Here is a 12,658-nt window from a genome sequence, read left to right on the forward strand (position 1 = left end):
GCTATGCGTTATCTGACCATCGGAACTGACCCCGCGCGACAGCGCCGGGTGAGCCAGATCGCCCTCGGGGCGATGCTCATGGGTACGGCGACCGACGAGGCCACGTCGTACGCGATTCTGGACCGGTACGTCGAGGCGGGCGGGACGTTCGTTGACACGGCCAACAACTACGCGTTCTGGGTCAACGGCACCCAGGGCGGTGAGAGCGAGCAACTGCTCGGCCGTTGGCTGCGGAGTCGCGGTGTCGGGGACGAGCTCACGATCGCGACCAAGGTGGGCGGACGACCGCCGCGACCCGCCAATGCGCTGAGCGAGGATCTCGAAGGACTGTCGGCTCAGGTGATCAAGGAGTCCCTGGCCCGCAGCCTGGAGAACCTCGGCCGCGACCACGTGGACGTGTACTACGCGCACGTCCCGGATCCCGCCACGCCGCTGGAAGTGCAGGTCGAGGCGTTCGGGGAGCACGCGGTCGAGGGGACTGTCGGACTGGTCGGCCTGAGCAACTACTGGAGCTGGCAGATCGAGCGGTTCCGGGCGCTGGCGGCTGCGGGCGGTCTGCCGACATGCGACGTTCTACAGCATCACCACACGTACTTCCGGGCACGGACCGACCAGGGTGGACTCCGGTCCCGGGACGGCGCAATCGGCGTCACCGACGGGCAGTTGCTCAGCTACCTGCGTGCGGAGCCCGGCCTGACACTGGTGGCGTACTCACCGCTGCTCAGCGGTAGCTATGTCCGAGCCGACAAGCCGCTGGACGAGCTGTACGACCACGCCGGCACGAGAGCGCGGAAGATCGCGCTGGACGAGGTGGTGCGCGAAACGGGCGCCACCGCGAACCAGGTGGTGCTGTCCTGGCTGATGGGTGGTGAGATTCCGATCGTCCCGCTCGTAGGTGCTTCCTCGGTCGCCCAGATCGACGAGACGCTCGCGGCGGTCGACCTCGAGCTCACCTCCGAGCAGCGCCACAAGCTGGGCGCGGCCGGTCAGAACTAGGTGCCGGACGGGATGCCGTCGTACTTCGCCTTCGGGCGGGTGTCGAGGGCGTCGTCGAGCCAGGCGTCGATGTCGACGTCCGCGGACAGGATGTGGTGGACGTACGACGCGCGTTCGTGGCTGAGGACCTCCAGCTCCCAGACGCACGGAGCGGCGCCGATCGGAGCCGGGCGGAGGTCGTCCACCTCCATCCCGCTGAAGATGCTCAGCCGGGACTGGAAGTCCTTCGCCCAGCTCTGCACCACCAGGTAGATGCCGTCATCGCCCAGATGCAGTACGACGACGCCGAGCCCGACCGCTCCCATCGCGTCGTCGAAGTCGAGTTGGCGCGTGGCGGTACCGCGGGCCGCCTCGACCATGTGGTCGTCCCACTGCCGCCCACGGGCCGTGATGACATACGGCTTCACCAGGCGGTGCGAGAACCGCCAGGGCATCAAGGGAGTGATGGGACGGGGTCTGTACGCCTCTGCGAGTCCGGTCAGCGCAACAGCTGCCGCACCGGCCAAGGCAGGGTCGGAGGCGGGCACCGAACCAGTCTTACCGCACATCGAGGTTCAACGCGACAGGGCCGGTCTCGGATGAGACCGGCCCTGTCTGAACGTCGATCAGGCGACGATGTCCTTCGCCTGCGCCGCGATGGCGCGGGTCAGGTCCGCCTGTGCCTCGGTGACGTACCGGAGCGTCGGAGCGTCCACCGCCGACGACTCTGCGGCCAGCCAGCCGGTGAGCGCGTCCAGTGCCGCCTGGTCGGCCAGGTGGCGAGGGGACAGGTACACCAGGACGTTCTCGCCCATGGACGAGCCGAGCCGTGTGTACACGTCCTTGGCCGCGTTCAGGTACTTGTCGACGTACGGCCGCAGCAGGTCCTCCTGGCCGGGCTGCTGGAAGCCGAGGATGGTCCGGAACTGCGTCTCGTTCGGGGTGTCCTCGGACTCCACCGCGATTCGCCAGGCCTCTTCCTTCGCTTCCGCGGTCGGCCGGGCGGCACGGGCCTGCGCGGCCCGCTCCTGACCGGTGATCGTGGTGTCGCGGGTGAGCTCGTCCTCGATCTCGTCCGCATCGATCTTCCCGAGGCGGGCGAGGGACACGATCAGCGTCCAGCGCAGGTCGGTGTCGACGACCAGGCCCTCCGGCAGGTCGCGACCGTCCAGCCATCCGGCGAGCCGGTCGGCGCCGGCCGCCGAGAACACGGCCGAGCTGTACGCCCGGACGAATGCCAGCTGGTGGTCGCTGCCCGGCTCGGCGTCGGCGACCAGACCGGCCAGTGCCTCCTCGAGCTGTGCCCGCAGCGCAGGACGGTTCTGCGGGGCGGCGTACTGGTTGACGGCGCTGTTCGCCTGCGCGAGCAGGGAGCGGACGCCGGTGAGGTCGGTCTCGGCGCGGATACCGCGCAGGACGATGCCGACGTACTGGCTGGCCGGCATCTCGGCGTCCCGGGTCATGTCCCAGGCCGAGCCCCAGGCGAGTGCCCTGGGCAACGATTCGGTCAGCTGGTCGATCGACTCGACCAGCGTGGCGCGGGAGCGCTCGTCCAGCCGGATCTTCGCGTACGTGAGGTCGTCGTCGTTCAGCAGCACCAGATCCGGCTGCGTCGCGCCGGTGAGCTCGGGCAGCTCGGTGCGGGCGCCGTCGATGTCCACCTCGAACCGCTCGGTCCGCACCAGGCCCTCGTCGGTACGCCGGTACAGGCCGACCGCGAGGCGGTGCGGACGCAGTACCGGGAACTTCTCGGTCGCGGTCTGCTCGATCGCGAACGAGGTGAACGCACCGGCGTCGTCCACGGCGAAGTCGGCGCGCAGCGTGTTCACACCGGCGGTCCGCAGCCAGCGCTCGGTCCAGTCGTCCAGGTCGCGCCCGGACGCCTTCTCCAGCGGCTTGAGCAGATCGGTCAGCTCGGTGTTGCCGAACGCGTGGTCGTGGAAGTACTCCTTCAGCGCGGTGACGAACGTGTCCTCACCGACGAAGGCGACCAGCTGGCGCAGCGTCGACGCGCCCTTGGCGTAGGTGATGCCGTCGAAGTTCACCTCGACCGCGTGGAAGTCGATCATGTCGGCTGCGATCGGGTGCGTCGACGGCAGCTGGTCCTGCCGGTACGCCCAGTTCTTCCGGGCGTTGCAGAACGTCGTCCACGCGTCGGAGTACTTCGTCGTCGCGACCACCTGGGCCCAGTGGCTGGCCCACTCGGCGAACGACTCGTTCAGCCACAGGTCGTCCCACCAGGTCATCGTGACCAGGTCGCCGAACCACATGTGCGCCAGCTCGTGCAGCACGGTGTTGGCGCGGGACTCCAGCTCCGCGTGCGTCGTACGGCTGCGGAACAGGTACTCGTCCCGCAGCGTCACGCAGCCCGCGTTCTCCATCGCGCCCATGTTGTACTCCGGCACGAAGGCCTGGTCGTACTTGTGGAACGGGTACGGCGTCCCGAACGCCTCCTCGAACAGCGCGAAGCCCTGCTTGGTCACCTCGAACAGATCCTCGACGTCCAGCGCCTCCTTCAGCGACGGACGGCACACCAGCGACATCGGGTACGTGCCGTGCGGACCCTCGTACACGTCCGTCACCACGTGGTACGGACCCGCGACGACCGCGGTGATGTACGTCGAGATCCGCTCGGTCGGCGGGAACTCCCACCGGGCCAGCTCCTCGCCGTTCTCACCGGAGTACGTCGTCGGCTCCGGCGTCGGTGCGTTCGAGATGACTGCCCAGCGGGCCGGTGCGGAGACGGTGAAGGTGAACGGGGCCTTGAGGTCGGGCTGCTCGAAGGTGGTGAACACCCGGCGGGCGTCCGGCACCTCGAACTGCGTGTAGAGGTAGGTCTCCTTGTCGGCCGGGTCGACCGAGCGGTGCAGCCCTTCACCGGTGCGGGAGTAGAGACAGTCCGCGACCACGGTCAGCTCGTTACGCTCCGCCAGCCCGTCGAGCTGGATGCGTGCACCGTCGTACACCACGTCCGGATCGAGGGCGACGCCGTTCAGGGTCACCGAGCGGACCTTGTCCGCGATCAGGTCGGCGAACGTACTCGCGCCGGCCGTCGCGGTGAACGTGACGGTGGTCACGGACGGGAACACCGGGGCGCCGCTCGGGGCACCGGTCAGGTCGAGCTCGATCGCGTAGGTCACGTCACTGACGACGCCCGCACGGGAACGCGCCTCGTCGCGCGTCAGGTTGGTTCCAGGCATGTCCGCATCCTATGCACCTGGTTCTCAGGTTCGCTGAGGGTTTCCCCCCGACATTGGGTATTGGATACCGAGACGATATCTAGGGTTCTTCAACTTTGTATGATGGGGAATATGACTGCCTCTGCAGATTTCTGGTTCGACCCGGCCTGCCCCTGGGCCTGGATGACATCTCGCTGGATGCTCGAGGTCGAGCAGGTCCGGGATGTGAAGACGACCTGGCACGTGATGAGCCTCGCCGTCCTGAACGACGGTCGCGAAGACCTCGACCCGAAGTACAAGGAAGGGCTGAGCCGGCTGTGGGGCCCGGTCCGGGTGCTGATCGCGGCCGAGCAGGCGCACGGCAACGAAGTACTGCTGCCGCTCTACACCGCGCTGGGCCAGCGGATCCACGTCGCCGGCCGGGGCGTCGGTGACGGCAAGGGTGACGTGGTCAAGGAGGCGCTCGAGGAGGTCGGTCTGCCGGCGTCGCTGATCGAGGCCGCGGACACCGACAAGTACGACGATGCGCTGAAGAAGTCGCACCACGCCGGTATGGACCAGGTCGGCATGGAGGTCGGTACGCCGGTCATCTCGGTCGAGGGCACCGCGTTCTTCGGACCGGTCGTCACGCCGGCGCCCAAGGGCGAGGCTGCAGGCAAGCTCTGGGACGGCGTCCGGCTCGTCGCCGGTACCGAGGGCTTCTTCGAGATCAAGCGCACCCGCGACCGCGGTCCGATCTTCGACTGACGGTTCAGGGGTTGAAATCGAACGCCCCTGCCAGCGAAGGTTACTCACCAATCAATCCGCCAAGTGGTGAGTAGGTTCCAATGATCGGCATCGCTGTGTTCGACCGTCACACCGGACAGTTCGTCCAGCAGTCGAACGCCGACCAGCAGTTCCGGTCCGCGTCCGTGGTGAAGCTGCTGATCGTGCTGGACTTCCTCTGGGGGAGGGGTCCGCAGTACGACGTCCCGCCGGCCGACCAGGCCCGGCTGGAGGTCATGCTGCGTAGCAGTGACGACGACGCGGCCAGCCACTACTGGGACGAGCTGGGCGGCGCGGCGATCGTGGAGCGGATGGTGGAGCGGCTCGGCCTGACTCACACGGCCGGACCGCCCGCCACCCACCCGGGCTTCTGGGGGTACGTCGCGATCACTGCCGCCGACACGGTCCGCATCTATCGATACATCCTGGACCGTGCTCCGGAGCCGGTCCGCGAGTACGTGATGGACCTGCTGCACCGGCCGACGCGGTATGGCACGGACGGCTTCGACCAGTTCTTCGGGATCCCCTCCGTGTTCGACCCGGACTTCAGCATCAAACAGGGCTGGTCCGGGTTCCAGGGGTCGAGTGGCTACCGGTCGGACCGGAAGAAGCCGCAGTCCGAGTTGGATCTCGTCAGCGAAGCACTCCACACCACCGGGACGGTCGGGGTGGACGACCGGACCATCGTCGCGGTCTTCACGCTGCACCCGAGTGGCACGCCGTACGAGCAGGCCTATGCCGCCGTGACTCAGTTGACCGCAGGGCTGACTGTGCCGGGCGGCGTACGCGCACAGGCGGGCTGACAGTAGATTTCTCGCCATGCGAGTGCACATCGGCTGCGACCATGCCGGCTTCGAGCTGAAGAACCACCTGGTGGATCACCTGACTGCCGCCGGGCACGACGTCGTGGACCACGGTCCGGCCGTGTACGACGCCGTGGACGACTACCCGCCGTTCTGCCTGCGGACCGGGCAGGCCGTCGTCGACGACCCGGGCAGTCTGGGCATCGTGATCGGTGGCTCGGGCAACGGCGAGCAGATCGCCGCGAACAAGGTGAAGGGGGTCCGGGCCGTGCTGGCCTGGAGCGCCGACACCGCACGCCTCGGCCGCGAGCACAACAACGCCAATGTGATCAGCGTGGGCGCGCGGATGCACACCGAGGAGGAGGCGACCGGGTTCATCGACCTGTTCCTGGCCACCGACTTCTCCGGCGAGGAGCGGCACTCCCGCCGGATCGAGATGCTGTCGGACTACGAGTCGACCGGCGAGCTCCCGCCCTTGCCCTGATCGTCCTCGGACTTTTGCTGCGCCGGCCGGCGTTCTACTTCACGATGCGGCCGGGAAACGTCCCGGGCCCGCATCGACCGGCCGGTGCCGACCACGGCCGGAGTGGGCGGCGCAGCGCGTCCGCCCTTGGCTGCACCAGAACCACCTGTCGTCCCCATATGAGGAATCATGCCTGAAGGTCACACCCTGCACCGCCTGGCCAACGACGTCTGGGACGCCTTCGGCGGCCGTCTTGTCCAGGCGTCCAGCCCGCAGGGCCGGTTCGTCGACGGCGCCGCGCTCCTCAACGGGCATGTACTGCGGCAGACCGAGGCCCACGGCAAGCACTTCCTGGCCGACTTCGAGGGTGCCGGCTGGTTGCACATCCACCTCGGCCTGATCGGCAAGATGGACATCCACCCGGCCCCGGTGCCCGAGCCTGTCGGCCAGGTGCGGCTCAGGCTGCAGAACGCGACGTCGTACGCCGATCTGCGCGGTGCGACCGTCTGCGAGGTCATCACCGGCGAGGAACGCGACAAGCTGCTCAGCCGGCTCGGACCGGATCCGCTGCGCGACGACGCCGATCCGGACCTCGCCTGGAAGCGGATCCACCGCAGCAAGCTGCCGATCGGGCAGCTGCTGATGAACCAGGACGTGCTGAGCGGCGTCGGCAACGTGTACCGCGCCGAGGTGCTGTTCCGGGCCAAGCTGAACCCGATGACGCCGGGCAACGTGGTCAAGAAGCGCGAGTGGCAGGGCATGTGGGACGACCTGCTCGCGCTGATGAAGTACGGCGTCGAAACCGGCCGGATCGACACCGTTGCCGACGACCACACGCCGGAGGCGATGGGGCGTGACCCACGCAAGGACGATCATGGTGGTGAGGTCTACGTCTACCGGCGGCAGGGGCAGCACTGCTTCGTCTGCCAGTCGGTGATCCGGACCAAGATCCTGGCCGGCCGCAACCTTTTCTGGTGTCCCAAATGTCAACGGACCGGACTCACTCGCAAGAGCTGAAACCCATCAGTTGTGTTGCGAATTGATGCGCGGACCGATCGGTACCGTTATCTTCTTCACACCATGAGGAAGAACGGCGGTCTAGCGCTGGTACGACGCATCGGCCGCCGGGTCGAAGCGCTGGGTCGTCGTGCCCGTCGTTCCCATCGGCTGGCGTTCGTTGCCTTGTCGCTGGTTCAGCTGGTGATCTCGATCGCGAGCTTCATCTGGATGACCTTCGTACCGGCGTCGTTCCTGATCATCCCGCTGGTCGTCGGCGGCGTGCTGCTGCGGTTCGGTGAGCTGGTCGCGTTGACCGGGATCACGGCCGCGTTCGGTTCGTACGTCGTCCTGTCCCGCGGGATGACGATGCCGCGGATCGGTTTCGTGCTGGTGCTGGTGATCGTCGGCTGGATCATGATCACCAGCGCCAAGGTCCGCAGCCGGCTCGGCGTGGCCGGTACCAGGAGCGAGTCGATGCTGATGGAGTTGCGGGACACGCTGACCGCGCAGGGGGAGATGCCGCCGTTGCCGCCGGGCTGGCGGGTCGAGGTGGCGATCCAGTCCGCCGGTGGATCGACGTTCTCGGGTGACTTCGTGGTGTCGACGATGCACGGCGACTTCCTCGAGGTGGCGCTGGTCGATGTCTCGGGCAAGGGAATCGATGCCGGCACCCGGGCGCTGCTGCTATCGGGTGCGTTCGGCGGACTGCTCGGCGTCGTACCGGTGCAGGAGTTCTTGCCGTCGGCGAATCAGTACATCCGCCGGCAGGACTGGGACGACGACTTCGCGACCGTGGTCCACGTCGTGCTCGACCTGCGGACCGGGGACTTCGACGTACGCACGGCCGGGCATCCGCCGGCGATCCAGTTCGACGCCTGGTCGGGCCGATGGCAGACGCGGGACGCGGACGGGCCGTTGCTCGGGTTGATGGAGGCGCCGGAGTTCAAGGCGAACCATGGGCAGCTGCGGCTCGGGGACGCGTTGTTCCTGTACAGCGACGGGATGGTGGAGACGCCGCGGCGGGACATCGGCCGCGGTACGGACCGGCTCACCGGGCACGCGGAACGCCTTGTGGCGCAGGGATTCGTGGGCGGGGCGGCCGACCTGGTCGCGACCGCCGGCGGGCCGGGGGACGACTCGGCGATCGTGATCATCCACCGGATGGCGCACGGCTGAGACCTGCGGCCCTGCCGATGGCGTAGCCTGCTCCGTCGTGACGATCGATGGGCTGGGCGACACCTTCGGTGCCGGGGCGGACCGGGCCGCGCCCGACGTCTCGTTCGAAGAGCTGGTCGCGATGATGCCGGAGACGTTGCGGGAGGTGTTCCCGCCGTACCGCTGGCAGCTGGCGAAGCTGTGGGAGCTCGACCTGAAGGTCGAGCCGGTCGAGATCGCCGACCTGGTCTGGATGTTCGACCTGCCGCTGTGGCAGCTCGACGGCGAACGGTTCCGGGTCACGCCGAACCAGGTCGCAGAGACGCCGATGAACTTCCGCGCTCACTACCAGCGGGTGATGGACGCGGACCTCGACTTCCCGATCAACCTGGTCGCGTACCGCGGCCGGCTGGTCGTCCTGGACGGTGTGCACCGGCTGGCCAAGGCGCACTTCCTCCGCCGCCGCTGGATCGAAGCCACCATCGCCACCGCGACCCAGCTGCAGTCCTGCGCTATTTGACAGGATGGGGCCCATGGAAAGCGTGGAGCGTGAGGTGTACGTCGAGGCTCGGCCGGAGGAGGTCTGGGCCATGGTGACGCAGCCCGACGGTCTCGCCCACTGGTACGCGTTCGGCGGTGCGGAGCTCGACCTGCGGCCGGGCGGGCGGCTCGTGCTGCGCTGGGACGAACACGGCGAGTTCCTCGGCTTCGTCGAGAAGGTCGAACCGGGCCGCCGCTTCGCGTACCGGTACGCCGTCGCGCCGGGCGTCGAGCCCGCGCCGGGCAACGCGAACCTGGTCGAATTCACCCTGACCCCCGAAGGCGAAGGCACCCGCCTGCTCGTCGTCGAGTCCGGCTTCGATCGTCTCGACCTGACCCCGGAACAGCAGACCGAGCACGCCGAGGTGTCCGCACAGGCCTGGGAGAACTCCCTCGGCCTCCTGACCAGCTCCGCGACACGCGGCGGTTGGTGATGGTGACGTGTCACCTTACGATTGGTGACATGACATCGAACACTGACGACGAATATGCGCCGAGCACGGCCGGCTGGGTCCGTGATCAGGTGGAGAAGGTCACCGAAGCCGGGACCACTGCCGCGGTCGACATCATGGGGATGCGCGTGGTGCTGCTGACGATGCGCGGCGCCAAGTCCGGCAAGATCCGCAAGGTCCCGCTGATGCGGGTGGAGCACAACGGCGTGTACGCCGCGGTCGCGTCACTCGGCGGCGCCCCGAAGAACCCCGTCTGGTACTACAACTTGAAGGCCGACCCGAAGCTCACCCTGCAGGACGGTGAGACCACGAAGGAGTACGTCGCCCGCGAGATCGAGGGCGCGGAGTACGACGAGTGGTGGCCCCGGGCCGTCGAGGCGTACCCGCCGTACGCCGAGTACCAGACCAAGACCACCCGCAAGATCCCGCTCTTCCTGCTGGACCCGGTCAACTAAGTCCTTGCAAAGATCCGGCGTGGGATGACGGGCGGTGACCGTCGCCGGACCAGGCTTGTGAGACGCTGGCGACGGCTGGGTTCACCTTGACCCGGCCCGGCGCTGCTGCGTCGCTTGAGTTCTGGGAGTCGTCCTGACCACACACGACGCGGTGCAGGAACCGTTCGTCGGGTCGACGCGGTTGCGTCTGGCCGGACTTGCACTGCATGCCTATACCGCGAGCGGAACGGTGCTCGCGTTGCTGATCGTGATCGCCGCCATCGACGGCGACGCGGTCCGCGCCCTCTGGCTCGGACTGGCGGCCCTGGTGATCGACGGGACCGACGGAATGCTCGCGCGTCGGCTGCGGGTGAAGGAAACCATCCCGTGGTTCGACGGCGCGATGCTCGACAACATCGTCGACTACCTGACCTACGCGTTCGCCCCGATCGTCCTCCTGTGGACCGGCGGCTACCTGCCGGCCGGCACCTGGGGCGCGATCCTCGGGGCGCTGCCGTTGCTTGCCTCCAGCTACCAGTTCTGCCGGGTCGACGCCAAGACCGAGGACCATTTCTTCCTCGGCTTCCCCAGCTACTGGAACGTGGTCGCGTTCTACGTCGTGGTGCTCAGCCTGAGCCCGGTCACCACCGGCATCATCCTGGTCGTCTGCTCGATCCTGGTCTTCATCCCGGTGAAGTACGTGTATCCGTCGCGGACGAAGGCGTTCCGCTCGGTGAACCTGCTGACGACCGCGATCTGGCTCGCGTCGTACGCCGTACTCCTCGCGCAGATGCCGAACCCGAACGCGATCGTGGTCGCGGTCTCGCTGTCGTACCTGGTCTATTACGGCGTACTGAGTCTGTACCTCACCTGGCGTCGCAGGGCTGTCGCGTAGATGGTTCTCGGTCTTGGCGCGGCTCTGGGGGCCGCGGTGCTGTTCGGTGTCGGCGCGATCATGCAGGCGGTCGGTTCGCGGAAGGTGCCGACCGAGTCGGAGCTGAGTCCGCGGCGGTTCGGCGGGTTCGTGGTCGCGCTGCTCAAGCAGCCCGCGTTCCTGGGTGCACTCGCGCTGAACCTGGCCGGCTTTGGCCTGCACTTCGTCGCGCTGCGGCTACTCCCGCTGTACTTGGCGCAGGCGGGTATCGCGGTCAGCCTGGTCGTCACCGCTTTGCTCGCGACGCGGTTGATGTCGGATCAGCTGAGCGCGCTCGAATGGTCCGCCGTGGCCGCGGTCTGCGTCGGCCTCGGCGTGCTCGCGGTCTCTGCCGGAGACGCCGGCGCGAACGTGCAGCATCACGGCCTCACGATCGGCATCATCGTCGGCCTCATCACGATCGCCGTACTCGGCGCCACCGCCAGCCGCTCGCAGCACGGTGTCTCGACCGCACTGCTCGGAATGCTGGCCGGTCTCGGGTACGCCGGTGTTGCCATCTCCGCCCGGCTGCTCCAGGACGGCTCGATCTCCGAGCTCTTCCACAGCCCCACGCTCTACACGCTCCCGATCAGTGGAGCGCTCGCTTTCATCCTGTACTCGTTGGCGCTGCAGCGTGGCTCGGTGACGTTGGCAACGACGCCGATGATCGCGCTGCAGACGATCACTCCGGCCGCCGTCGGCGTCTTCGTCCTCAACGACGCCGTTCGCGCCGGTTGGTGGCCCGCAGCGATCATCGGCTTCGCCCTCTCGGCGGCCGGCTCGGTGATCCTGGTCCGCTTCGAGTCGGTCAAGCACTGAGGTCAGCGCGAGGGCCACTTCCAGGGTGGTTCGTCGAGAGGGCCCTGGCCGTCGATGGTGGTGGCGCCGCGGTCTTTGACCAGCTCGATGGTGTGCAGGTCGGGGGAGAGGGCTTGCAGTGAGGAGATGAACGGGCGCGAGTGGGTGACCACGATGACCTGTGCCTCCTTGGCCGCGGTGACGACGAGGTTTGCCAGGGCGGGCAGGAGATCGGGATGCAGGCTGGTCTCGGGCTCGTTGAGGACCAGGAGCTCTGGCGGTCTCGGAGTCAGCAGAGCGGCGACCCACAGGAGATAGCGGAGCGTGCCGTCGGACAGCTCGGCGCCGGACAGCGGCCTGAGGAGACCGTGCTGGTGGAACGCAACCTCGAAGCGCCCATCGGTGTTCACGACGTCGACACGGCTGCCGGGGAAGCCCAGCTCGATGGCCTCGTCGAGCGCGCCGTGCGGGCCGAGCTCACGGATCGTCTGCAGGGCGGCCGCAACGTCCCCGCCGTCCTGGGACAGGACGGGCGTTCGCGTCCCGATCTGCACTCGCCGGGCCGGCGCGTCGGCGTCGGTGCGGAAGTGGTCGTAGAACCGCCAGCCCCGCAGCCTGTCCCGCACCAGCATGAGCTCCGGCGCGCGTTCCGGATCCGCGAACTCGCTGAGCATGCTGTCGAACGTCTGCAGCTGATGACCCGCGCGTTCCCACTCGCCGCCGGACGAACGGATCCGCGCCTCGCGATTGCTCCGATCGACCAGCAGGGCAGCCGGTCGAAGGAACGGACCGGCCCACAACGCTTCCCGCTTGATCTCGGGATCCAGATTGAACTCGGAACGAATCGGCACGGGCAGCCCGAGGTCCATCAGATAGCCGTAGTCGTCACCCGCGAACCCCATCCGCAACGTCACCGGGCCGGTCCGGACCGTGCCCTGCACCGGCCGGTCCTTGCGGACCTGCTCCGGCCCTGCCCACAGCGTCGACTGCAGCCCACCCTCGCGGGCCAGGGCCGCGACGGCGCCGTTGCGCGAGGCATCGGCGAGCAACCGGAGCGCCCGGTACAGGCTGGATTTGCCTGATCCGTTCGCTCCGGTCACCACGTTCAAACCGCCGAGCGGCATGACGATCCGCCGCAGTGACCGGTAGTTCTCCACCGCCAGCGTCGTCAACATGCGCCCA

General features: G+C 67.9%; 14 protein-coding genes. 11 read left to right on the plus strand and 3 right to left on the minus strand.

From position 1 onward, the window contains the following. Positions 1–3 precede the first annotated feature (3 nt). Entirely contained in the window at positions 4–996 is a 993-nt protein-coding gene (locus FDA38_RS09250) for an aldo/keto reductase (protein ID WP_137253602.1), read from the plus strand. Here FDA38_RS09250 and FDA38_RS09255 read toward each other — a convergent pair. Together FDA38_RS09255 and pepN are read right to left on the minus strand one after the other, a co-directional pair. After that, a complete protein-coding gene (locus FDA38_RS09255; protein ID WP_233714608.1) occupies positions 993–1,430 on the minus strand; it encodes a hypothetical protein in 438 nt (145 codons plus the stop codon). The two genes, FDA38_RS09250 and FDA38_RS09255, sit on opposite strands and share 4 nt — an antisense overlap. A 171-nt stretch (positions 1,431–1,601) precedes the next feature. Next, positions 1,602–4,175: an aminopeptidase N gene (gene pepN, locus FDA38_RS09260; RefSeq protein WP_137253604.1), complete on the minus strand. Its 2,574-nt coding sequence runs from the start codon at positions 4,173–4,175 to the stop codon at positions 1,602–1,604. A 111-nt stretch (positions 4,176–4,286) separates the two neighbouring features. Between pepN and FDA38_RS09265 the strand changes: the two genes are divergently transcribed. From FDA38_RS09265 to FDA38_RS09310, 10 genes are all read left to right on the plus strand, one after another. Then, positions 4,287–4,901 (plus strand): mycothiol-dependent nitroreductase Rv2466c family protein, encoded by a 615-nt coding sequence (locus FDA38_RS09265; protein ID WP_137253605.1) that lies wholly within the window; start codon positions 4,287–4,289, stop codon positions 4,899–4,901. Positions 4,902–4,981: 80 nt separating this feature from the next. Next, on the plus strand, positions 4,982–5,722 hold the full coding sequence (locus tag FDA38_RS09270; protein ID WP_233714609.1) for a serine hydrolase: 741 nt from the start codon (positions 4,982–4,984) through the stop codon (positions 5,720–5,722). Positions 5,723–5,738: 16 nt separating this feature from the next. Next, positions 5,739–6,206 carry a ribose-5-phosphate isomerase gene (locus FDA38_RS09275; protein WP_137253606.1) on the plus strand — a complete coding sequence of 156 codons (468 nt, stop codon included), beginning with the start codon at positions 5,739–5,741 and terminating at the stop codon, positions 6,204–6,206. Between the two features lie 168 nt (positions 6,207–6,374). Then, positions 6,375–7,202: an Fpg/Nei family DNA glycosylase gene (locus FDA38_RS09280; RefSeq protein WP_137253607.1), complete on the plus strand. Its 828-nt coding sequence runs from the start codon at positions 6,375–6,377 to the stop codon at positions 7,200–7,202. Between the two features lie 63 nt (positions 7,203–7,265). Further along, on the plus strand, positions 7,266–8,360 hold the full coding sequence (locus FDA38_RS09285) for a PP2C family protein-serine/threonine phosphatase (protein WP_137253608.1): 1,095 nt from the start codon (positions 7,266–7,268) through the stop codon (positions 8,358–8,360). A gap of 37 nt (positions 8,361–8,397) precedes the next feature. Further along, positions 8,398–8,859 carry a hypothetical protein gene (locus FDA38_RS09290; RefSeq protein ID WP_233714610.1) on the plus strand — a complete coding sequence of 154 codons (462 nt, stop codon included), beginning with the start codon at positions 8,398–8,400 and terminating at the stop codon, positions 8,857–8,859. 13 nt (positions 8,860–8,872) lie between these two features. Continuing rightward, the gene (locus tag FDA38_RS09295; RefSeq protein WP_137253609.1) at positions 8,873–9,313 is read left to right on the plus strand and encodes an SRPBCC domain-containing protein; all 441 of its coding nucleotides are present in this window, start codon (positions 8,873–8,875) and stop codon (positions 9,311–9,313) included. 29 nt (positions 9,314–9,342) lie between these two features. Further along, positions 9,343–9,786, plus strand: a complete 444-nt coding sequence (locus FDA38_RS09300) for a nitroreductase family deazaflavin-dependent oxidoreductase (RefSeq protein ID WP_137253610.1) — start codon at positions 9,343–9,345, stop codon at positions 9,784–9,786. Positions 9,787–9,937: 151 nt separating this feature from the next. Beyond that, the gene (locus FDA38_RS09305) at positions 9,938–10,660 is read left to right on the plus strand and encodes a CDP-alcohol phosphatidyltransferase family protein (RefSeq protein WP_137253611.1); all 723 of its coding nucleotides are present in this window, start codon (positions 9,938–9,940) and stop codon (positions 10,658–10,660) included. Then, positions 10,661–11,497, plus strand: a complete 837-nt coding sequence (locus FDA38_RS09310) for a DMT family protein (protein ID WP_202877600.1) — start codon at positions 10,661–10,663, stop codon at positions 11,495–11,497. 2 nt (positions 11,498–11,499) lie between these two features. Here FDA38_RS09310 and FDA38_RS09315 read toward each other — a convergent pair whose 3' ends face one another. Further along, entirely contained in the window at positions 11,500–12,651 is a 1,152-nt protein-coding gene (locus FDA38_RS09315) for an AAA family ATPase (protein WP_137253612.1), read from the minus strand. Between the last annotated feature and the right edge of the window lie 7 nt (positions 12,652–12,658).

This window comes from Kribbella jiaozuonensis (genome assembly GCF_005233875.1).
Classification (GTDB): domain Bacteria; phylum Actinomycetota; class Actinomycetes; order Propionibacteriales; family Kribbellaceae; genus Kribbella; species Kribbella jiaozuonensis.